General features: G+C 67.6%; 19 protein-coding genes and 1 pseudogene. 6 read left to right on the top strand and 14 right to left on the bottom strand.

Annotated features, from left to right (window positions below):
- Nucleotides 1-14 precede the first annotated feature (14 nt).
- The 7 genes and pseudogenes from otnI to HWX76_RS22705 all read right to left on the bottom strand — a co-directional run bounded on the left by otnI (nucleotide 15) and on the right by HWX76_RS22705 (nucleotide 7,201).
- Nucleotides 15-791 (bottom strand): 2-oxo-tetronate isomerase, encoded by a 777-nt coding sequence (otnI, locus tag HWX76_RS22735; protein WP_050012230.1) that lies wholly within the window; start codon nucleotides 789-791, stop codon nucleotides 15-17.
- A 74-nt stretch (nucleotides 792-865) separates the two neighbouring features.
- Nucleotides 866-2,191: an MFS transporter gene (locus HWX76_RS22730; protein WP_176016367.1), complete on the bottom strand. Its 1,326-nt coding sequence runs from the start codon at nucleotides 2,189-2,191 to the stop codon at nucleotides 866-868.
- Between the two features lie 128 nt (nucleotides 2,192-2,319).
- Nucleotides 2,320-2,958: an aldolase gene (locus HWX76_RS22725; protein ID WP_050012232.1), complete on the bottom strand. Its 639-nt coding sequence runs from the start codon at nucleotides 2,956-2,958 to the stop codon at nucleotides 2,320-2,322.
- Nucleotides 2,955-4,253: a 3-oxo-tetronate kinase gene (gene otnK, locus HWX76_RS22720; protein ID WP_050012233.1), complete on the bottom strand. Its 1,299-nt coding sequence runs from the start codon at nucleotides 4,251-4,253 to the stop codon at nucleotides 2,955-2,957. The genes HWX76_RS22725 and otnK overlap by 4 nt, the downstream gene beginning before the upstream one ends.
- A 19-nt stretch (nucleotides 4,254-4,272) precedes the next feature.
- Complete coding sequence (gene ltnD / locus HWX76_RS22715) at nucleotides 4,273-5,373, bottom strand: L-threonate dehydrogenase (protein ID WP_311767857.1); 1,101 nt, start codon at nucleotides 5,371-5,373, stop codon at nucleotides 4,273-4,275.
- Nucleotides 5,336-5,911, bottom strand: a pseudogene (locus HWX76_RS22710) (GntR family transcriptional regulator); the annotation flags it as partial. The pseudogene HWX76_RS22710 and the gene ltnD, both read right to left, overlap by 38 nt.
- Nucleotides 5,912-6,127: 216 nt before the next feature.
- Nucleotides 6,128-7,201: a GlxA family transcriptional regulator gene (locus tag HWX76_RS22705; RefSeq protein ID WP_176016366.1), complete on the bottom strand. Its 1,074-nt coding sequence runs from the start codon at nucleotides 7,199-7,201 to the stop codon at nucleotides 6,128-6,130.
- Nucleotides 7,202-7,487: 286 nt separating this feature from the next.
- On the opposite strand from HWX76_RS22705, the gene HWX76_RS22700 reads away from it, so the two are divergent.
- From HWX76_RS22700 to HWX76_RS22675, 6 genes are read left to right on the top strand one after another with little or no spacing between them, the layout of a single operon-like run.
- Nucleotides 7,488-8,873, top strand: coding sequence for an L-serine ammonia-lyase (locus HWX76_RS22700; RefSeq protein ID WP_124556351.1), 1,386 nt, complete (start codon nucleotides 7,488-7,490; stop codon nucleotides 8,871-8,873).
- Between the two features lie 14 nt (nucleotides 8,874-8,887).
- Nucleotides 8,888-10,132, top strand: coding sequence for a sarcosine oxidase subunit beta family protein (locus HWX76_RS22695; RefSeq protein ID WP_006480591.1), 1,245 nt, complete (start codon nucleotides 8,888-8,890; stop codon nucleotides 10,130-10,132).
- Between the two features lie 21 nt (nucleotides 10,133-10,153).
- Nucleotides 10,154-10,465 (top strand): sarcosine oxidase subunit delta, encoded by a 312-nt coding sequence (locus HWX76_RS22690; RefSeq protein ID WP_034204197.1) that lies wholly within the window; start codon nucleotides 10,154-10,156, stop codon nucleotides 10,463-10,465.
- Nucleotides 10,462-13,473, top strand: coding sequence for a sarcosine oxidase subunit alpha family protein (locus HWX76_RS22685; protein ID WP_176016365.1), 3,012 nt, complete (start codon nucleotides 10,462-10,464; stop codon nucleotides 13,471-13,473). The genes HWX76_RS22690 and HWX76_RS22685 overlap by 4 nt, the downstream gene beginning before the upstream one ends.
- Complete coding sequence (locus HWX76_RS22680; protein WP_050012237.1) at nucleotides 13,463-14,095, top strand: sarcosine oxidase subunit gamma; 633 nt, start codon at nucleotides 13,463-13,465, stop codon at nucleotides 14,093-14,095. Before HWX76_RS22685 ends, HWX76_RS22680 begins: the two co-directional genes overlap by 11 nt.
- The gene (locus HWX76_RS22675; protein WP_034186032.1) at nucleotides 14,092-14,532 is read left to right on the top strand and encodes a dihydroneopterin aldolase; all 441 of its coding nucleotides are present in this window, start codon (nucleotides 14,092-14,094) and stop codon (nucleotides 14,530-14,532) included. Before HWX76_RS22680 ends, HWX76_RS22675 begins: the two co-directional genes overlap by 4 nt.
- A 181-nt stretch (nucleotides 14,533-14,713) precedes the next feature.
- Here the strand turns inward: HWX76_RS22675 and HWX76_RS22670 are convergent, their stop codons facing one another.
- The 7 genes from HWX76_RS22670 to HWX76_RS22640 all read right to left on the bottom strand — a co-directional run bounded on the left by HWX76_RS22670 (nucleotide 14,714) and on the right by HWX76_RS22640 (nucleotide 20,224).
- Nucleotides 14,714-15,130 (bottom strand): lysozyme inhibitor LprI family protein, encoded by a 417-nt coding sequence (locus HWX76_RS22670; RefSeq protein WP_080334165.1) that lies wholly within the window; start codon nucleotides 15,128-15,130, stop codon nucleotides 14,714-14,716.
- 3 nt (nucleotides 15,131-15,133) lie between these two features.
- On the bottom strand, nucleotides 15,134-15,826 hold the full coding sequence (locus HWX76_RS22665) for a lytic transglycosylase domain-containing protein (protein WP_050012239.1): 693 nt from the start codon (nucleotides 15,824-15,826) through the stop codon (nucleotides 15,134-15,136).
- A gap of 157 nt (nucleotides 15,827-15,983) precedes the next feature.
- Nucleotides 15,984-16,379: an NAD(+)--rifampin ADP-ribosyltransferase gene (arr, locus tag HWX76_RS22660; RefSeq protein ID WP_050012240.1), complete on the bottom strand. Its 396-nt coding sequence runs from the start codon at nucleotides 16,377-16,379 to the stop codon at nucleotides 15,984-15,986.
- A gap of 32 nt (nucleotides 16,380-16,411) precedes the next feature.
- Nucleotides 16,412-17,179: an ABC transporter permease gene (locus tag HWX76_RS22655; protein WP_050012241.1), complete on the bottom strand. Its 768-nt coding sequence runs from the start codon at nucleotides 17,177-17,179 to the stop codon at nucleotides 16,412-16,414.
- Nucleotides 17,176-18,129, bottom strand: a complete 954-nt coding sequence (locus HWX76_RS22650) for an ABC transporter ATP-binding protein (protein WP_124595462.1) — start codon at nucleotides 18,127-18,129, stop codon at nucleotides 17,176-17,178. Before HWX76_RS22650 ends, HWX76_RS22655 begins: the two co-directional genes overlap by 4 nt.
- Nucleotides 18,126-19,304 carry an ABC transporter permease gene (locus HWX76_RS22645; protein ID WP_176016364.1) on the bottom strand — a complete coding sequence of 393 codons (1,179 nt, stop codon included), beginning with the start codon at nucleotides 19,302-19,304 and terminating at the stop codon, nucleotides 18,126-18,128. Before HWX76_RS22645 ends, HWX76_RS22650 begins: the two co-directional genes overlap by 4 nt.
- Complete coding sequence (locus HWX76_RS22640; protein ID WP_176016363.1) at nucleotides 19,301-20,224, bottom strand: ABC transporter substrate-binding protein; 924 nt, start codon at nucleotides 20,222-20,224, stop codon at nucleotides 19,301-19,303. The genes HWX76_RS22645 and HWX76_RS22640 overlap by 4 nt, the downstream gene beginning before the upstream one ends.
- Between the last annotated feature and the right edge of the window lie 148 nt (nucleotides 20,225-20,372).

Below are 20,372 nucleotides of genomic sequence, written 5' to 3'. Positions count from 1 at the left end.
GGGAAATACGGGAATTACAGGTATGTCTCGAGCCAACCGAGGCCTTCCGACGTGCCGGCCTTCGGCCGATACTCGCAACCGATCCAGCCGTCGTAGCCGAGCGCGTCGATCAGCGCGAACAGATACGGGTAGTTGAGTTCGCCGACGTCCGGCTCGTGGCGTTCGGGCACGCCCGCGATCTGGATATGGCCGATGCCCGCGAAATCGCGCTTGAGCTTCATCGCGAGATCGCCTTCGACGATCTGGCAGTGGTAGCAGTCGAACTGCACCTTCAGGTTCGGCGCGCCGACTTCCGCGCGGATCGCCTGCGCGTCGTCCTGGCGGCTCAGGAAATAGCCGGGCATGTCGCGCGGGTTGATCGGCTCGATCAGGATCGTGACGCCGTGCGCGGCGGCGGCCTGCGCCGCATGACGCAGGTTCGTCAGATACGTATCGCGATGGCGTGCGCGGTCGGCGCCCGGCGGCACCATGCCGGCCATCACGTGCAGCTTCTTGTTGCCGATCACGCGCGCATAGTCGAGCGCCTGGTCGATGCCGCGGCGAAATTCGTCCTCGCGGCCCGGCAGCGATGCAATGCCGCGTTCGCCCGCGGCCCAGTCGCCCGGCGGCGCGTTGAACAGCGCCTGTTCGAGGCCGTGCGCGTCGAGGCGCGCGCGGATGTCCTCGGCGGCGAAGTCGTACGGGAACAGGTACTCGACGGCCTTGAAGCCGTCGCGGGCGGCAGCGCCGAAGCGGTCGAGAAACGCATGCTCGGTGTACATCATCGAGAGGTTGGCGGCGAAGCGTGGCATGGCAGCGGGTCCTGTGAATGAATGGGCGGGGCGCCGCGCGCCCCGCGTCGAATGATGAATCGGCCGGCGGCGGATCAGCGGTTCACGAGCTTGGGCGGCGTGAGCCACACGGCGATCGCGCCGATCACGAGCATCGCCGCGAGCACGTACATGCCGGACGCAGTGCTGTGCGTGGCGTCCTTCAGGTAGCCGATCACGTACGGGCTCGCGAAACCGGCGAGATTGCCGACCGAGTTGATGATCGCGATCCCGGCGGCAGCCGCGGAGCCCGCGAGGAACGCGGTCGGCAGCGACCAGAACAGCGGCGCGCAGGTCAGCACGCCGCCTGCCGCGAGCGACAGGAACACGATCGACACTGCCGTATTGTGCGAGTACGACGCGGCGACCGCAAACCCGACCGCGCCCATCAGCGCCGGCACGATCAGGTGCCAGCGGCGTTCGCGGCGCTTGTCCGCGCTGTGGCCGAACAGGTTCATCACGACGATCGCGACGACGAACGGAATCGCCGACAGCAGGCCGATCTGCAGCGTATCGGTGACGCCGGTCGATTTGACGAGCGTCGGCATCCAGAACGTGAGCCCGTACTGGCCGGTGACGAATGCGAAGTAGATCAGCGACATCCACCACATGCGCGGGTCCGAGAACACGGCCTTCAGCGAATGGCCGTGCTGCTGCTGTTCCTGCGGCTGCGCGGCGATTTCGTCCTCGAGCAACTGCTTCTCGCGCTCGTCGAGCCACTTCGCGCCGCGGATGCTGTTGTCGAGATACAGGATCGTCGCGATGCCGATAAGCACGGCCGGCACGGCCTCGATCATGAACATCCATTGCCAGCCGTGGAAGCCCGAGCCGCCGTGGAAGCGCTCCATGATCCAGCCCGACAGCGGGTTGCCGAAGATGCCCGACACCGGAATCGCGGACATGAACACCGCGATGATCTTCGCGCGGCGATGCGACGGGAACCAGTACGTGAGGTACAGGATAACGCCCGGATAGAAACCGGCTTCCGCGAGCCCGAGCAGGAACCGCAGCACGTAGAACTGCGTCGGCGTCTGCACGAACGCGAACAGCGCGGACAGCAGCCCCCACGTGATCATGATCCGCGCGATCCAGATGCGCGCGCCGAGGCGGTGCATCAGCAGGTTGCTCGGCAGTTCGAACAGAAAGTAGCCAAGAAAGAAAATCCCCGCGCCGAGGCCGAATACGGTTTCGCTGAACGCGAGATCCTGCGACATCTGCAGCTTGGCAAAGCCGACGTTCACGCGGTCGAGATACGCGACCACGTAGCAGAGCATCAGGAACGGCACGATGCGCCAGAACACTTTCTTGTAGGTGCGGTCGAGTTCGCCCGATTGGGCGGCCGCGGCGGGCGAGCGGCTTGCGGCCGCGTCGAGAGCAGTCATCGTCGTCTCCAATGATGTTATGTGCCGGCGGCGCGTACGCCGCCAGTCGTGTGTGCTGACGGAAAGGCCCGCGCACACGGCGGGTAGATAAATCGATACGGACTACTGCATGATTGGGTCGCGGTGCGTTACCAGCGCGCGCCGAAGCTCTGGCGCAGTTCGTCGAGCGCGGCGTCGGACAGCGGTTCGGGCTTCGGGTTCGTCATCAGCCACAGCCGCGCGGTTTCCTCGAGTTCCTCGAGTGCATACGACGCGTGCGATACCGAAGGCCCCCACATCACCGGGCCGAGGCGATCGAGCAGCACGCCGCGCACCCGGTCGGCCAGCGCCGCGACTTCGGCCGCGACGGCCGGGTCGCCGGGGCGGCGGTAACGGATCAGCGGAATGTGGCCGACCTTCATCACGTAGTACGGCGTGATCGGCGGCAGCACGTCGGTATCGCGCCACACGCCCGCGAGCGTCAACGCGACGAGATGCGTCGAATGCGTGTGGACGACGCCGTGCGCCTCCGCGTTGCGTGCGTAGATGCCGCGATGCAGCGCGAGCGTCTTCGACGGCTTGCCGCCCGATACGGGCTGGCCGTCGGCGCCGACCTTCGCGATGTCGTTCGGGTCGAGCCGGCCGAGGCACGCGTCGGTCGGCGTGATCAGCCAGCCGTCGTTCAGACGCGCGCTGATGTTGCCGGCGCTGCCGACCGCATGGCCGCGCGCATACAGGCTCGCGCCGACCACGCAGATCTCTTCGCGCAGTTTTGCTTCGTCGCTCATCGTGCGGCTCCATCCAGCGCGCGCAGCGCCTTGTCGAAAAAGTCCGTGGTGCCGAAGTTGCCGGATTTCAGCGCGAGGCCGAGCGGCTGCGTGTCGATGGTGGCCGTGGCCGGCACGCCCGGATCGATCTGCGCGCCGATCTGCAGCGACTTCACGTCGAGCGCCTGCACGACGGCGCCGGACGTCTCGCCGCCCGCGACGACGAACTTGCGCACGCCGAGCTCGCGCAGCCCGCGGGCGATCGCCGCGAGCGTGCTTTCGACGAGACGGCCGGCCGCGTCGACGCCGAGCGCCTGCTGCACGGCCTTCACTTCGTCGGGCGTGGCCGTTGCGTAGATCAGCACGGGCTGCGGCAGGTGCGAGCGCGCAAAGGCGAGCGCTTGCTCGACGACGGACTCGCCGCGCGACGCCGCGAGCGGATCGATGCGGAAGCTCGGCCGCGTCGCGCGCCACGCGGCGACCTGCGCGTTGGTGGCCTTCGATGCACTGCCGGCGAGCACGGCCGACGGGCCGTCGATGCGCGGCAGCGATGCCGCGTTGTCGCGCTCGGGCAATTGCTCCGCGCGGCGGAAATTCGCGGGCAGGCCGAGCGCGATGCCGGAGCCGCCGGTGACGAGCGGCAGGCCCGCGCATGCTTCGCCGAGGACGTAGAGGTCGCGGTCCGACAGCGCGTCGGCAATCGCGAAGCGCACGCCTTCCGCGCGCAACTGGTCGATCCGCGCACGCACGGCGGCCGCGCCGAGCGCGATCGTGTCGTAGCGGATCAGGCCGACCGGCGACTTCGTCTGCCGTTGCAGCACGCGTACGAGGTTCGCGTCCTGCATCGGCGTGAGCGGATGATGCTCCATCCCCGATTCGTTCAGCAGCACGTCGCCGACGAACAGGTGGCCGCGATAGATCGTGCGGCCGTTCTCGGGGAACGCCGGGCACGCGATCGTGAAGTCGCCGCCGGCCGCATCGAGCAGCGCGTCGGCCACCGGCCCGATGTTGCCCGCGTCGGTCGAGTCGAACGTCGAGCAGTACTTGAAGAAGAACTGGCGGCATCCTTGCGTGCGCAACCATGCGTACGCGGCGAGCGATTGCGCGACGGCGTCGGCGGCGGGGATCGTGCGCGACTTCAGCGCGACGACGATCGCGTCGGCGTCGGCGATCGTGTCGGTCGCGCCGTCGGCGGGCACGCCGATCGTCTGCACGGTGCGCATGCCGCTCTTGACGAGCATGTTCGCGAGATCGGTCGCGCCGGTGAAATCGTCGGCGATGCAGCCGAGCAGGGGACGGGAAGCGGAAGCGGTCATGGCAGGCACGTCGTTCGAATCAGCGGGCGGGCGGCAGCGTGATGCCGGGGAAAGTCTTGATCACGGCGGAATCGTCCTCGCCGCCGTGGCCGGCGCTCGACGCGCTCATGAACATCTGGTGCGCGGTGGCGGAAAGCGGCAGCGGGAATTTGCTGCGGCGCGCGGTATCGAGCACGAGGCCGAGATCCTTCACGAAGATGTCGACGGCCGACAGCGGCGTGTAGTCGCCGTTCAGGATGTGCGGCACGCGGTTCTCGAACATCCACGAATTGCCCGCGCTGTGCGTGATCACGTCGTACAGCGCGTCGGCGTCGACGCCTTCGCGCAGGCCGAGCGCCATCGCCTCGGCGGCGGCCGCGATATGCACGCCGGCCAGCAACTGGTTGATGATCTTCACTTTCGAGCCGATGCCGTGCGCGTCGCCGAGACGGTACACCTTGCCGGCGATCGCGGCGAGCACGTCCTCGCAGCCCGCATAGGCGGCGGCCGGGCCCGACGTCATCATCGTCATCTCGCCGGAGGCCGCGCGCGCGGCGCCGCCGGATACCGGCGCGTCGAGCATCTGCAGGCCGGCCGCTTCGATGCGCGCGCCGAGCGCGACCGCGAATTCGGGCGCGACGGTCGCGCTCGCGATCACGACGCCGCCCGGCTTCATCGCGGCGACCGCACCGTGTTCGCCGAACAGCACCGTTTCCGTTTGCGCGGCATTGACGACGAGCGTGACGACGACGTCGCACTGCGCGCCGAGTTCGGCCGGCGTCGCGCACGCGATGCCGCCTTCGGCGGCGAACGCCTGCAGCACGGTGTCGCGCACGTCGCATGCGTGGACGCGCAGGCCGGCGCGCAGCAGCGAGCGTGCGACGCCGAGGCCCATCGCGCCGAGGCCGATGACTCCAACATTTCGTGACATGGTCAACCTTGATCGATTCGGGAGAGGTTCGTGACGGCGGCGCTGCCAGGAACGGCCGCGACCGCCGGCTTCAGCAGATGCCGGCTTCCGCGAGACGGCGGGCGGCGTTGTACATGTGCGTGCGCGCCGCGTTGCGGGCGGCCATCGGGTCGCGCGCGCGGATCGCGTCGGCGATCGCCGCGTGCTCTTCGCGCACCTGACGCGAGAAATCCTCGCGCGTCGCTTCGTTGCTGCGCGTGACCTTCACGCCGGCTTCGAGATATTGGTTCAGGAATTGCAGCGTCTTCAGGAAATACGGGTTGCCGGTGACGGCCGCGATCGTGCGGTGGAATGCGACGTCTTCCGCGACGCCGTCGCGCCCTTCGGCAACGGCTGCGTCGATCTTGCGCAGCGCGTCGTCGATGTCGGCCATGTCGTCGGCGGTGTGGTGCAGCGCGGCCTCGGCCGCGACTTCCGCCTCGATCGCGCGGCGCACCGCGAGCAGATGCGGCAGCGAGCTCGCCTCGACGGCTTCCGCGTAGTCGATCCGCAGCGGCCGGATCGCGCCGTGCTGGTTCACGAATACGCCGCTGCCCTGGCGCGGCTCGACCACGCCTTCGTTCTTCAGCCGCGAGATCGCTTCGCGGATCACGGTGCGGCTCACGCCGAATTCCTGCGCGAGCACGGCTTCAGTCGGCAGCTTGCCGGTGGCCGAGAAGCTGCCCACTTCGATCTGCTTGAGCAGTTGCTGCGCGACGTGGTCGCTCATCGCACGGGCGGGAATTTTCTCGAACATGATGCTCATGTTTGTAAGGTGATGTGGTCATCATACAAATTTGAGCGAGCATCAGCATCCGGGATAACCCTCGTTCAAGAGAGGTAACGTCGGCTAAATTGATTGGAACCGGTTCCAAAAGAACGGAAACCGACGCGAACATGCGTCGTTCTGCAATCGATCAGGGAAGGGGCTGGCTGCCCGGCCCCGTCACTCGGCGATGTCCTCGACGGGGTCGGCCGACGCGTCGGGCATCGCGGCCACTTCGGCCACGTCGCCGCCGCGCTCGCGATAGGTCGCCGGCGGCACGCCGAACTGCTTGCGGAATTCGCGCCCCAGGTGCGACGCATCGGCGAATCCGCAGCTCGACGCGATATCGGCGACCGTGCGGTCCGAACTCGTCAGCAGCCACGCGGCCGTGCGCAGCCGCACCTGCTTCGCGAAGGCCTGCGGGCTCCTGCCGGTCTCGGCCTTGAACAGCCGTTCGAGCTGCCGCGTCGACAGGTCGAGCTTGCTCGCGAGCTCGTCGAGCGACAGCGCACGCCCGACGTGCTGTTCCATCAGAAGAATCGCGCGCTTGACCTTCGGGTGCGTCGCCGGCTCGAGCCCCGGCGGATGCGGCTGCGGCGCATTGCCTTTCTGCATCTCGCCGACGAGCAGGATGCGCAGCGCCTTCTGCACGGTCGCGTGATCGAAATGGCGCAGCAGGATCGCGGCGGCGACGTCGATCGACGCGCGGCCGCCCGAGCACGTGATCCGGCGCCGGTCGATCACGAACAGCCGGTCTGCGATCAGCAGGTCGGGATCGGCGGACGGAAAGCGCTCGATGAAATCCCAGTAATGGAACCAGCTCACGCAGGTGCGGTAGCCGTCGAGCACGCCGGCGCGCATCAGCGTGAACACGCCGGTGCAGATGCCGACGACCGTCGCGCCGCCCGCCGCCGCGCGGCGGATGAACTCGAGCGTTTCAGGGCCGGCCTGCGGCCCCGAATGCAGCAGCCCGCCGACCACCACCACATAGTCGAACGGCTCGGCCGCGTCGAACGTCTCCCACGGCGTGATCTGGATCCCGCAGCTCGCGCGCACCGGCGCGAGCGTCTCGCCGATCACGCTCCACGCGCAGCGCACGGGCTTGCTGTAGTCGCCGTCGTCGGCCGACAGCCGCAGCATGTCGACGAAGCCGGAGAAGGCCGTCAGCGTGAAGTTCGGCAGCAGCACGATGCCGAAGCGGATGCGCCGCGGCGCGGGTTCTGCGAGGGGGGAAGCGGGTACGTCGGGGGTCATCGCGGCCAATCTCGTCACGCCGGGCAGGCGGTCTCACTCGTTTCACACTGTTTGCGGGTTGCGGCTGCCGGAGGCGGCGCGGATGCAGCCAGCGTCGCCGATCGGCCGCGGCCGGACTTGTGGTTTTTCGTCGCGAACCATCGCCAAAACGCACTTTCGGGCCGGCCGGCACGGCGCTTGGCGGCGGTATCCCACGCCGATGCCGTTTTTGTTCTATCGGCCGATTTTACGCTTTGATGTACTGGTGCCCAACGACATTTCACGCATGCAACCCAAAGGAAGCCAGATGAACGTCAGCGCGTTCGACCTGTTCAAGATCGGCATCGGCCCGTCCAGTTCGCATACGGTCGGCCCGATGATCGCCGCGTGCCGCTTCGCGTCGCACGTCGAGGACGCGAACCTGCTCGGCTTCGTGCGCCGCGTGCGGGTCGAGCTGTACGGCTCGCTCGGCGCGACCGGCAAGGGCCACGGCACCGACAAGGCCGTGCTGCTCGGCCTCGAGGGCCACCTGCCCGACACGATCGATCCGGACCTGATCGAGCCGCGGCTGGCCGCGATCCGCGCGGAGAAATCGCTGTCGCTGCTCGGCAAGCAGACGGTGCGCTTCGACGAGAAGGAACACATCGGCTTTTATCGCAAGCTGATGAGCGGCACGAGCATCGTGCATCCGAACGGGATGCGCTTCCAGGCATTCGACGAGCACGGCCAGCTGCTGGTCGAGAAAGAGTATTACTCGGTCGGCGGCGGCTTCGTCGTGAACCGCGACGGCGATCGCGTGAACGGCGTGCGCGCGGCGGTCGAGGTGCCGTATCCGTTCCGCACCGGCGACGACCTGATGCGCCAGTGCCGCGAGCACGGGCTGTCGATCGCCGAACTGATGCTGCGCAACGAAAGCGCGCTGCGCCCCGCCGACGAAGTGCGCGCCGGGCTGCTCGCGATCTGGCGCACGATGGCCGCCTGCGTCGAGCGCGGCTGCAAGGTCGAGGGCGACCTGCCGGGACCGATGCGCGTGAAGCGCCGCGCGGCCGAACTGAACGGCCGCCTGCGTTCGCGTTCCGAAGAGTCGCTGCGCGACCCGCTGTCGATGCTCGACTGGGTCAACCTGTATGCGATGGCCGTGAACGAGGAAAACGCGGCCGGCGGCCGTGTCGTCACCGCGCCGACCAACGGCGCGGCCGGCGTGATTCCCGCGGTGCTGCACTACTACGTGAAGTTCGTGCCGGGCTCGAACGAAGCCGGCATCGTCGAATTCCTGCTGACGGCCGCGGCGATCGGGATCATCTACAAGGAAACCGCGTCGATCTCCGGCGCGGAAGTCGGCTGCCAGGGCGAAGTGGGCGTCGCGTGCTCGATGGCCGCCGCCGCGCTCGCCGCGGTGATGGGCGGCACGCCCGACCAGGTCGAGAACGCGGCCGAGATCGGCATGGAGCACAACCTCGGGATGACCTGTGACCCCGTCGGCGGGCTCGTGCAGATCCCGTGCATCGAGCGCAACGCGATGGGCGCGATCAAGGCGCTGAACGCGTCGCGCATGGCGCTCAAGGGCAACGGCCAGCACTACGTATCGCTCGATTCCGTGATCAAGACGATGCGCGAAACCGGCGCCGACATGAAGACGAAATACAAGGAAACGTCGCGCGGCGGCCTCGCCGTGAACGTCATCGAATGCTAACGAAGGATCCAAACATGAGCCGCTACTCGATATTCAGCCTGTTCCGCAACGGCCTCTCGTATCACGAGAACTGGGAAAAGCAGTGGAAGAGCCCGGAGCCGAAGAAGGAATACGACGTCGTGATCGTCGGCGGCGGCGGCCACGGCCTCGCGACCGCGTACTACCTCGCGAAGGAGCACGGGATCACGAACGTCGCGATCCTCGAGAAGGGCTGGATCGGCGGCGGCAACACCGCGCGCAACACGACGATCGTGCGCTCGAACTATCTGTGGGACGAATCGGCCGCGCTGTACGAGAAGGCGATGAAGCTGTGGGAAGGGCTGTCGCAGGATCTCAACTACAACGTGATGTTCAGCCAGCGCGGCGTGATGAACCTCGCGCACACGCTGCAGGACGTGCGCGACACCGAGCGCCGCGTGAACGCGAACCGGCTGAACGGCGTCGACGCCGAATTCCTGACGCCCGCGCAGATCAAGGAAATCGAGCCGACGATCAACCTGAACAGCCGCTACCCGGTGCTCGGCGCATCGATCCAGCGCCGTGCGGGCGTCGCACGCCACGACGCGGTGGCCTGGGGCTTCGCGCGCGGCGCGGATCGCGCCGGCGTCGACATCATCCAGAACTGCCAGGTCACGGGCATTCGCCGCGAAGGCGGCGCGGTGGTCGGCGTCGATACGGTGAAGGGGTTCATCAAGGCGAAGAAGGTCGCGGTGGTCGCGGCCGGCAACACGACGACGCTCGCCGACATGGCCGGCGTGCGTCTGCCGATCGAAAGCCATCCGCTGCAGGCGCTGGTGTCCGAGCCGATCAAGCCGGTCGTCAACTCGGTGATCATGTCGAACGCGGTGCACGCATACATCAGCCAGTCCGACAAGGGCGACCTCGTGATCGGCGCCGGTATCGACCAGTACACGGGCTTCGGCCAGCGCGGCAGCTTCCACATCATCGAAAGTACGCTGCAGGCGATCGTCGAGATGTTCCCGGTGTTCTCGCGCGTGCGGATGAACCGCCAGTGGGGCGGCATCGTCGACGTGTCGCCGGACGCGTGCCCGATCATCACCAAGACCGACGTGAAGGGCCTGTATTTCAACTGCGGCTGGGGTACCGGCGGCTTCAAGGCGACGCCGGGCTCGGGCTGGGTGTTCGCTCACACGATCGCCCGCGACGAACCGCATCCGCTGAACGCGCCGTTCGCGCTCGACCGCTTCTACACGGGCCACCTGATCGACGAGCACGGCGCTGCCGCCGTCGCGCACTAACCGCACTGAGGAGAAAGAAACATGTTGCTGATCGAATGTCCGTGGTGCGGGCCGCGCGCCGAATCCGAGTTTACGTGCGGCGGTGAAGCCGACATCGTGCGCCCGGTGGCGAACGAGACCATGACCGACCGCGAATGGGGCGAATACGTGTTCATGCGCGAGAACAAGCGCGGGCTGCACAAGGAGCAATGGCTGCATACGCAGGGTTGCCGCCGCTGGTTCAAGGTGACGCGCGACACGGTGACCTACGATATCAAGGGCTACGAAAAGTTCGGCGGGGCTGCCAATGGCGCCGCTGCCGGCAACGCACACGAAGAGGGCACCAGCAAATGAGCCAGAAAGACCGCCTCGGCACCGGTGGCCGCATCAATCGCGCGATTCCGTTGACGTTCACGTTCAACGGCCGCACGTATCAGGGCTTCCAGGGCGACACGCTCGCGTCCGCGCTGCTCGCGAACGGCGTGCACTTCGTCGCGCGCAGCTTCAAGTACCACCGTCCGCGCGGAATCGTGACGGCGGACGTCGCGGAACCGAATGCCGTCGTGCAGCTCGAAACCGGCCCGTACACCGTGCCTAACGCGCGCGCGACCGAGATCGAGCTGTACCAGGGGCTCGTCGCGACGAGCGTGAACGCGGAGCCGACGCTCGAGAACGACAAGTACGCGATCAACCAGAAGTTCTCGCGCTTCATGCCGGCCGGGTTCTACTACAAGACCTTCATGTGGCCGCGCAACATGTGGCCGAAGTACGAAGAGAAGATCCGCGAAGCGGCCGGCCTCGGCAAGGCGCCCGAGGTGCTCGACGCCGATCGCTACGACAAGTGCTACGCGCACTGCGACGTGCTCGTGGTCGGCGGTGGCCCGTCGGGCCTCGCCGCCGCGCATGCGGCCGCCACGGCCGGCGCACGCGTGATCCTCGTCGACGACCAGCGTGAGCTCGGCGGCAGCCTGCTGTCGTGCCGCGCGGAGATCGACGCGAAGCCCGCGCTGCAATGGGTCGAGAAGATCGAGGCCGAGCTGCGCAAGCTGCCCGACGTGACGATCCTGTCGCGCAGCACCGCGTTCGGCTATCAGGACCACAACCTCGTGACGGTCACGCAGCGCCTGACCGATCACCTGCCGGTGTCGATGCGCAAGGGCACGCGCGAACTGCTGTGGAAGGTCCGTGCGAAGCGCGTGATTCTCGCGACCGGCGCGCACGAGCGGCCGATCGTATTCGGCAACAACGACCTGCCGGGCGTGATGCTCGCGGGCGCGGTGTCGACCTACGTGCATCGCTTCGGCGTGATGCCGGGCCGCAACGTGGTCGTGTTCACGAACAACGACCGTGCATACCAGACCGCGCTCGACCTGAAGGCGTGCGGCGCGAAGGTGACGGTCGTCGATTCCCGCGCATCGTCGAACGGCGCGCTGCCGGCGGCGGCCAAGCGGCAGGGCGTGACGGTGATGAGCGGTGCGGTCGTCACGGCCGCTTCGGGCAAGTGGCGCGTATCGTCGGTCGACGTCGCGTCCTACTCGAACGGCCAGACCGGCGGCAAGATGCAGTCGCTGCCGTGCGACCTCGTCGCGATGTCGGGCGGCTTCAGCCCGGTGCTGCACCTGTTCGCGCAGTCGGGCGGCAAGGCGTGCTGGAACGACGAGAAGGCGTGCTTCCTGCCGGGCAAGCCCGTGCAGGCGGAAGCGAGCATCGGTGCGGCGGCCGGCGAATTCGGGCTGGCCCGTGCGCTGCGGCTCGCGGTCGATGCGGGCGTGGAAGCGGCGAAGGCCGCGGGCTTCACGGCCGCGCAGCGCCCGGCCGCGCCGCAGGTCGCCGAAGCCGTCGAAGGCGCATTGCAGCCGTTGTGGCTCGTCGGTAGCCGCGAGGCGGCGGCGCGCGGGCCGAAGCAGTTCGTCGACTTCCAGAACGACGTCGCAGCCGCCGACATCCTGCTCGCCGCGCGCGAAGGCTTCGAGTCGGTCGAGCACGTGAAGCGCTACACGGCGATGGGCTTCGGCACCGACCAGGGCAAGCTCGGCAACATCAACGGGATGGCGATTCTCGCGGGCGCGCTCGGCAAGACGATTCCGGAAACGGGTACGACGACGTTCCGCCCGAACTACACGCCCGTGTCGTTCGGTACGTTCGCGGGCCGCGAGACGGGCGATTTCCTCGACCCGATCCGCAAGACGGCCGTGCACGAATGGCACGTCGAGCACGGCGCGATGTTCGAGGACGTCGGCAACTGGAAGCGGCCGTGGTATTTCCCGAAGAACGGCGAGGATCTCCATGCGGCCGTGAAGCGCGAATGTCTCGCGGTGCGCAACAGCGTCGGCATCCTCGACGCGTCGACGCTCGGCAAGATCGACATCCAGGGCCCGGACGCGGTGAAGCTGCTGAACTGGATGTACACGAACCCGTGGAACAAGCTCGAAGTGGGCAAGTGCCGCTACGGGCTGATGCTCGACGAAAACGGGATGGTGTTCGACGACGGCGTGACCGTGCGCCTCGCCGACCAGCATTTCATGATGACCACCACCACCGGCGGCGCGGCGCGCGTGCTGACGTGGCTCGAGCGCTGGCTGCAGACCGAATGGCCCGACATGAAGGTGCGGCTCGCGTCCGTCACCGATCACTGGGCGACGTTCGCGGTGGTCGGCCCGAAGAGCCGCAAGGTCGTGCAGAAGGTGTGCCAGGACATCGACTTCGGCAATGAAGCGTTCCCGTTCATGAGCTATCGCAACGGCACCGTCGCCGGCGCGAAGGCGCGCGTGATGCGGATCAGCTTCTCGGGCGAGTTGGCCTACGAAGTGAACGTGCCGGCGAATGCGGGCCGCGCGGTGTGGGAAGCGCTGATGGCGGCCGGCGCCGAGTTCGACATCACGCCGTACGGCACCGAAACGATGCACGTGCTGCGCGCGGAGAAGGGCTACATCATCGTCGGCCAGGATACCGACGGCTCGATCACGCCGTTCGACCTCGGGATGGGCGGGGTCGTCGCGAAGTCGAAGGACTTCCTCGGCAAGCGCTCGCTGTCGCGTTCGGATACCGCGAAGGAAGGCCGCAAGCAGTTCGTCGGCCTGCTGACCGAAGACGAACAGTTCGTGCTGCCGGAAGGCGCGCAGATCATCGCGAAGGACACGCAGGTGTCGGCCACCGATCCGACGCCGATGATCGGCCACGTGACGTCGAGCTACTACAGCCCGATCCTGAAGCGCTCGATCGCGCTCGCGGTGGTGAAGGGCGGCCTGAACAAGATGGGCGAGAGCGTCGTGATTCCGCTGGCCAACGGCAAGCGCATCACCGCGAAGATCTCGAGCCCGGTTTTCTACGATACCGAAGGGGTGCGTCAGCATGTGGAATGAAACGAGAAACCAGACGCAGGTGGCGGGCGCGGGCGGCGTGACGCTTGAATCGCCGTTCGTCGGCGCGGCCGACGTGCTGAAGCCGCACCAGGCGCGCGCTTCGAAGAAGTTCACGCTGCGCGAGCGGCCGTTCCTCGATCTCGTCAACGTGCGCGGCGAGTTGGGCGATCCGGCATTCGTCGCCGCGTTCGAGCGCGTGGTCGGCTGCCGGCCGCCCGCGGAGCCGAACACGGTGGCGCGCGGCGCCGAGTACGACGTGCTGTGGCTCGGCCCCGACGAATGGCTCGTGCGGTCGAACGGGCCGGTGCAGGCCGGCGTGCTCGAGGCGAAGCTGGCCGAGGCCGTGCAGGGCTTGTACGCGGCGGCCGTCGACGTCGGCAGCGGCTACACGGTCGTCGAGATCACCGGCGAACGCGTGCGCGACGTGATCGCGCGCGGCTGCCCGCTCGATCTGCATCCGCGCGTGTTCAAGCCGGGCCAGTGCGCGCAGTCGCACTACTTCAAGTCGCCGATCACGCTGATCCCGACCGGCGACGACACGTTCGAGATCGTCCTGCGCCGCAGCTTCGCCGACTATTTCGTGCGCATCATGCTCGACGCCGCGGCGCCGCTCGCATCATGAAGCCGTTCGACGAACCGTTCGTGGCGATCGACGCGCCGCGCCTGCGCGGGCGCGGCTGGAGCGTGTTCGTCGACGAACTGAAGGTGCCCGCGCGAATCGGCATTCATGCGCACGAGCATGAAGCGCCGCAGCCGATCGTGATCGACGCGCGGCTCGGGTATCGCTGCGAGCCGAGCGAGCAGGGCGAGTGGATCGATTACGACGGCTACTGCGCGCGCGTCGCGTCGTTTCTGTCGCACAAGCCGCATACGCGGTTGCTGGAGACGCTCGTTGCAGATATCGCGGTGCTGTCGTTTCGCGAATGGCCGGCGCTGGAGTCGCTGACGCTGTCGGTGTACAAGCCGAAGATCCGGCCGGGGACGAAGCGCGTGGGTGTGTCGCTGGACTGGACGCGCGGGGATTACCTGCGGTGGACGGGGGCGGCGGGGCAGCTTTGATCAGAGGGGGCCGGATCAAGGCACGAGGGAGGTGATCCGGTGACGCCATGGGGCGGCGGCGCGAATGCGCCGCCGTACTCGTTTACAGTTCCTGAAATATGAGAAGAATGGGCTACCGCTGGCCTTTGGCGTTTTTGTTCCTGAAATATCGGAACAATTGGCGATATGGCACGGCCGGCGGTCAGTTCGGCTGCGTCAGTTGCGCTTCCCACTTCTTCAGGATGCGCACGCGTGCCTGACTGAAATCCACCCAACAGTTGAGCCAGGCGTCACTCGGAATCGTCTGCTGCGGATTGGCGGTCTTCACGTAGTCACAAGTATCGCCGGCAAAGGCGGCCCAACTCGTCTGCGATTTCGCGAGTCGGGCGGCAGCGTCGGGGTTGCGTTGGCGCAGCTTGCGAGCGAGCGACCGGTACGCGCTGTCCACTTGCTGCTGCTGCTGATCGAGCACGCAGCGCCGCACGGCTTCCATCGTCGGCCCTGCCTGTTCGCAGTCGACGGCAGCGAAAGCCGATACAGGGCCGCCCGACAGCGCGACAATGGCGAACAGCCGGACCGCGCGGCGTCGGGCCGGGGCCGTGCGAACGGGGGTGCCCATTGCTTACTTCGCGTTGCGGTTCGCGGCCGGCGCCGCTGACGGATCGCTGACCGGCACCATGTGCGCCTTCGCGTTGTTCGCATCGTTCGCGGTATTCGCACTTTTCGCATCGTCATCGGGTTCGAGCACGAACCGGAACGAATCGACCCGCTGCATCACTTTCGCCGCATACGCACTGGATCCGCCGCTGTAGCTCCTCAACCCGGCCTGCACGTTGCCGCCGGCCGCTTTCACATAGCCCGACAGAATGCGCGAGCCGACCTCGACGTTCGCATTCGGCTCGGTCAGGTCCTTCACGTCGCGCAGCATGCCGCGGTGCGCGGACGGCACGACCTGCATCAATCCGGTCGCGCCATGCTGGCCGCGCGCCTTTTCCTGGAAGCGCGATTCGATCGAAATAATCGCGTAAACGAGTGCCGGCGGCAGCGAATATTTCGTCGCAGTGACGCTCACGATATCGGCGAGCTTCGCGGCCTTTTCTCTTGCGACGCCGAATTTCTTCGTCAGGTAGGACGTGATGCGGCGGTTTGCTTCGTTGGGCTGATCGTTGGTGCTCGCGAGCGGCGCGGGCGCGGCAGCCGGCGCCGATGCCAGTGCATCGGGCGCGGAAGCAGGCAAAGCGGGCGCCTGCTGCGCCGCGGCCTGTTGCGCAATGCCGAGCGAAAGCACGATCAGCCAGAAGAACCGTCGTCGCATGGTCGAGTGCGGGGAAATGGGAGGCGCATAGTATATCGACCAATCGCGGCGCGTGGTCGAGCGCCGGCTCGAATGAAAGCGACGTGTAGGCTTGTCACGTTCGCGATCATCGACGTGCCGATCGTTGCGCGGACACGCATCGGAGTCCGGACGCGCGCTAGTTGATGATCTCGCCGATGCCGGTTTCGATGCGGATTCTGAGCTGCTGGATGAACGCCGGATCGTACGGTTCCCAGCTATCGAGTTCGCCAACGATCTTCAAAGGCGATGTGCTTCGATACGATCGCGTCGGATTGCCCGGGAATTTCTTGTCCGTGACGTTCGGGTCGTTTTCGAATTCGCCGGTGGGTTCGACGATGTAGACCCGCGGCCGGCCATCGCCTTTGGCCATGTCCGCAGCCAGGCCGGCGCCTTTGGGCAGGGCCGTGAAATAAATGTGATTCATCACGACGTCATCCCGATAATTCGATCTGAAGCCTGCCGTCAGCAAGTCGCCGGTCCGCAGATCCGCTTTCGTGCCATGAAAAAACGGGCCGGTGTCCAGGGCAGCCATGGTTTCTCCTTCGAAAAATTTTGCGACGGCTGCTACGCGCGCCGCGCGCTCGCCACCCGCGCGATCGCGCCGATCGCATCGCTGACGAGCACCGCGAGCAAGCCGACGATCACGCCGCCTTGCAGCACGAACGCGGTGTTCGACGTCTGCAGGCCCGCGATGATCACGTCGCCGAGCCCGCGCGCGGCGACCGTCGAGCCGATCGTCGCGGTGCCGAGATTGATCACGACCGCGAGGCGGATGCCGTTGACGATCACCGGGAACGCGAGCGGCAGCTCGACGGACACCAGCTGCTGCCAGCCGCTCATCCCCATCCCGCGCGCGGCGTCGACGACGTCGCGCGGCACGTCCTCGATCCCCGCGATCGTGCTTTCGAAAACCGGCAGGAGCCCGTACAAAACGAGCGCGATCAGCACGGGTTTCAGGCCGAAGCCGACTGCCGGCACGGCCAGCGCGAGCACGGCAACCGGCGGGAAGGTCTGGCCGATATCGACGACGCTGCGCGCGACCGGCAGGAAATCCGCACCGAACGGCCGCGTGACCGCGATGCCGGCCGCGACCGCGACGATCGTGCCGATCAGGCTCGACAGCGCGACCGTGCCGAGATGCGCGAGCGTGAGATCGAGCAGGCTCGCGCGATCGTAGATCACCGGCGCGCCGTTGTCCGCGAACGGCGCGAACAGACCCTGCAGCCACACGGGGCGCAACAGCAGCACGAGCAGCAGCGCGAGCGCGGCCGCGCGGGCGACGTACGCGGGAAGCGACGACCGCTTGGGTCCCATGCTGCCGCGCGTCGTCATGCGGGCTGCCTCGCGTGTGAACGGATCGCGTCGAGCGTGATGCGGCGGGGGCCGTGTGCGTGGCGGTAGCCGTCGGCCGTATCGTCGACGGGTAGCGCATCGACGCCGCGCCACAACAATTCGGACACCGCATCGCGCAGCGTGCGCGTCGCCGCGATCGGTTCGCCGTCGGCGTGGCCGGCTTCGGCCACGGCGTCGATCGGCGTGAGCGCGAGCAGGCGCAGCGGCCGATCGACGCCCGCGACGAGCTGTTCGACGACACCCGCCGCCGGCTTGCCGAGAATCTCGGCCGGCGACGCGACCTGCAGCAGCCGGCCGCCGTCCATCACCGCGATCGTGTCGCCGAGCTTCAGCGCTTCCTCGATATCGTGCGTGACGATCACGACCGTGATGCCGAGGCGGCGCTGCAGCGCGAACAGGTCGTCCTGCGCCTTGTTGCGGATGATCGGATCGAGCGCGCCGAATGGTTCGTCCATCAGCAGCATCGCAGGCTCGGCCGCAAGGGCGCGCGCAACGCCGACGCGCTGCTGCTGGCCGCCCGACAGTTCGTGCGGGAGCTTGCCCGCGAATTCGGCCGGCGCGAGATGGAACAGATCGAGCAGTTCGTTCACGCGGGCGTCGATGCGCTCCGCCGGCCAGCCGAGCAGGCGCGGCACGGTCGCGATGTTGCGCGCGACGCTCCAGTGCGGAAACAGCCCGTGCCCCTGGATCGCATAGCCGATGCCGCGGCGTAGTTGCTCGGGTGCGACGGTCGCCGTATCGACGCCGTCGATGCGAATCGTGCCGCTGGTCGGCGCGATCAGCCGGTTGATCATGCGCAAGAGCGTCGACTTGCCGCTGCCCGATGCGCCGACGAGCGCGGTGATCGTGCCGCGTTGCATCGTCAGCGATACGTCGTCGACGGCGACCGCGTCGCCGAAGCGTTTGCCGACTCGTTCGATCTCGATCATCCTGCACGCCCCTTCGCGAGCGACGTCGCGGCTTCGAACACGACCGCGGCCGCCAGTGCGAGCGCGATCGTCGGGATCGCGCCGAGCAGCACGAGATCGGCGGCCGATTGCCCGATCCCCTGGAAGATGAAGGTGCCGAACCCGCCGCCGCCGATCAGCGCGGCCACCGCGGTCAGCCCGATGTTCTGCACGAGCACGATGCGCACGCCGCTCAGGATCACCGGCAGCGCGAGCACGAGATCGACGCGCAGCAGCCGCTGCGCACGCGTCATGCCCATCGCGCGCGCGGCTTCGGTCACGTGCGGCGGCACCTGTTCGAGCCCGACCACGACGCTCGATGCGATCGGCAGCAGCGAGTAGAGGAACAGCGCAAGCACGGCCGGCGCGACCCCGATGCCGCGGATGCCGAGCGCGGCCGCGAGCGGCACGTGCGCGGCGAGCAGGCCGAGCGGCGCCATCATCAGCCCGTACATCGCGATGCTGGGGATCGTCTGCACGATATTGAGCGCGGGCATCGCGACGGTGCGCACCGTCGCGATGCGCGCGCAGGCGATGCCGAACGGCACGCCCGCGACGAGCGCGGCGGCGACCGAGCCGCCCGCGAGCGACACGTGACGGATCGCTTCGCGCCAGAAATCGTCGCTGCGCACCGCGTATTCGCGCATCACGGAGAGGCCGTCCCACCCGCCGCTCGCGAGCGGCACCGAAACCGCTGCTATCGCGACGGCGAGCGCGGCGAGGCGCCGCCACGGGCCGAACGCGAGGCGCGCGAGCGCGTCGGCGATCAGCACGGCCCATGCGAACAGCAGCAGCCAGACGCCGGCGTCGGGCGACACGCGGGCCAGCATGTCGTCGGGTGCGACGACATGCGCCGCGGCCGCGCCGACCGCATACGCGAGCGTCGCGAGCCCCGTACAGCCGGCCGCGAGCCGCCACGCGGGACGGCTCGCCGTCATCACCCACAGCGCGCCGACGGTCCACAGCGCGGCGAGCACGGCGCCCTGCATCGGCGGCAACGCGGCGAACACCGACAGCCCGGTGCCGGCCGCGATCCGGTTCGGCCGCAGCACCGCGAACGACAGCCCGAACACCGCGACGATCGTCAGGATGCCGATCAGGATGCCGACCTTGTCGAGCGTGACGCGCCGCGCGGACGCTGCCGCGCGCGCCGTCATTTCACGAAACCCTTCGCTTTCAGGTAGCTTTTCGCGACGCCGGCCGCCGGCTCGCCGTTGAGCTGGATGCGGGCGTTCAGCGATTGCAGCGTTTTCAGGTCGAGGCTCGCGAACACGGGCTTCAGCAAGTCGGCGATCTGCGGATGCACTTTCAGCGCGGCTTCGCGGATCACCGGCGCCGGCGCGTAGACAGGCTGCACGTGCTTGTCGTCGTCGAGCACCGCGAGGCCGCTCGACGCGATGCCGCCGTCGGTGCCGTAGACCATCGCCGCGTTCACGCCGTCGGTCTGGTTCGCGGCGGCCTTGATCGTCGCGGCCGTGTCGCCGCCGGACAGCACGACGAGCTGCTCGGGCTTCAGCTTGAAGCCGTACGCTTTCTCGAACGACGGCAGCGCGGACGCGCTGTTCACGAATTCGGCCGAGGCCGCGAGCTTCACCTTGCCGCCGCTGGCCACCCACTTGCCGAAGTCGGAGAAGGTCTTCAGGTGCTGCGACTGCGCGACGGGCGCGAGCAGCGCGATGCCCCACGTGTTGTTCGCGGGCGCCGGTGCGAGCCACACGAGATGGTTCGCCGCGTAGTCGAGTTGCTTCGCGGTGTCGTAGCCTTGGCTCGCGTTCTTCCACACCGGATCGTCGGCCTTGTTGAAGAAGAACGCGGCGTTGCCCGTGTATTCGGGGTAGACGTCGATCTCGCCGCTCGTGAGCGCCTTGCGCACGATCGGCGTCGTGCCGAGCGCGATCTTCTCGGTGACGGGAATGCCGTGGGCCTTCAGCACCTGTGAAATGAGGTTGCCGAGCAGGTTGCCTTCGGTGTCGATCTTCGACGACACCACGACGGGCGTGTCGGCGTGCGCGCCGGGCGCCACGATCGCGGCGGCGAACGCGAGGCCCAGGATCCGGGCGGGCAGGGCGAGCTTCATCGGGGCCAATCTCCAGGAGGGGGCGTACGCCGAAAGTTACTTGACTGAGCGGGCTTTGGCAAACCGCGTGCGGCGGCGTGTCCACAGCCGATGTGAGGATAACCCGCAACCGCCGTACGGGCTTGTTACACTGGAATTCACTCCCGCC

Source organism: Burkholderia sp. BCC0398, from assembly GCF_902833245.1.
Classification (GTDB): domain Bacteria; phylum Pseudomonadota; class Gammaproteobacteria; order Burkholderiales; family Burkholderiaceae; genus Burkholderia; species Burkholderia sola.
Note: the sequence above shows the minus strand (reverse complement) of the source record. Positions and strands in the feature narration are given on the sequence as shown.

Coding starts and splice junctions, on each gene's coding strand:
- HWX76_RS22705 (WP_176016366.1), bottom strand. CDS start 7,201: ATGACCCCCGACGTACCCGCTTCCCCCCTCGCAGAACCCGCGCCGCGG.
- HWX76_RS22700 (WP_124556351.1), top strand. CDS start 7,488: ATGAACGTCAGCGCGTTCGACCTGTTCAAGATCGGCATCGGCCCGTCC.
- otnK (WP_050012233.1), bottom strand. CDS start 4,253: ATGACCGCTTCCGCTTCCCGTCCCCTGCTCGGCTGCATCGCCGACGAT.
- HWX76_RS22645 (WP_176016364.1), bottom strand. CDS start 19,304: ATGACGGCGCGCGCGGCAGCGTCCGCGCGGCGCGTCACGCTCGACAAG.
- HWX76_RS22650 (WP_124595462.1), bottom strand. CDS start 18,129: ATGATCGAGATCGAACGAGTCGGCAAACGCTTCGGCGACGCGGTCGCC.
- HWX76_RS22680 (WP_050012237.1), top strand. CDS start 13,463: ATGTGGAATGAAACGAGAAACCAGACGCAGGTGGCGGGCGCGGGCGGC.
- HWX76_RS22675 (WP_034186032.1), top strand. CDS start 14,092: ATGAAGCCGTTCGACGAACCGTTCGTGGCGATCGACGCGCCGCGCCTG.
- HWX76_RS22685 (WP_176016365.1), top strand. CDS start 10,462: ATGAGCCAGAAAGACCGCCTCGGCACCGGTGGCCGCATCAATCGCGCG.
- HWX76_RS22725 (WP_050012232.1), bottom strand. CDS start 2,958: ATGAGCGACGAAGCAAAACTGCGCGAAGAGATCTGCGTGGTCGGCGCG.
- HWX76_RS22730 (WP_176016367.1), bottom strand. CDS start 2,191: ATGACTGCTCTCGACGCGGCCGCAAGCCGCTCGCCCGCCGCGGCCGCC.
- HWX76_RS22690 (WP_034204197.1), top strand. CDS start 10,154: ATGTTGCTGATCGAATGTCCGTGGTGCGGGCCGCGCGCCGAATCCGAG.
- arr (WP_050012240.1), bottom strand. CDS start 16,379: ATGGCTGCCCTGGACACCGGCCCGTTTTTTCATGGCACGAAAGCGGAT.
- HWX76_RS22695 (WP_006480591.1), top strand. CDS start 8,888: ATGAGCCGCTACTCGATATTCAGCCTGTTCCGCAACGGCCTCTCGTAT.
- HWX76_RS22640 (WP_176016363.1), bottom strand. CDS start 20,224: ATGAAGCTCGCCCTGCCCGCCCGGATCCTGGGCCTCGCGTTCGCCGCC.
- otnI (WP_050012230.1), bottom strand. CDS start 791: ATGCCACGCTTCGCCGCCAACCTCTCGATGATGTACACCGAGCATGCG.
- HWX76_RS22670 (WP_080334165.1), bottom strand. CDS start 15,130: ATGGGCACCCCCGTTCGCACGGCCCCGGCCCGACGCCGCGCGGTCCGG.
- HWX76_RS22665 (WP_050012239.1), bottom strand. CDS start 15,826: ATGCGACGACGGTTCTTCTGGCTGATCGTGCTTTCGCTCGGCATTGCG.
- HWX76_RS22655 (WP_050012241.1), bottom strand. CDS start 17,179: ATGACGACGCGCGGCAGCATGGGACCCAAGCGGTCGTCGCTTCCCGCG.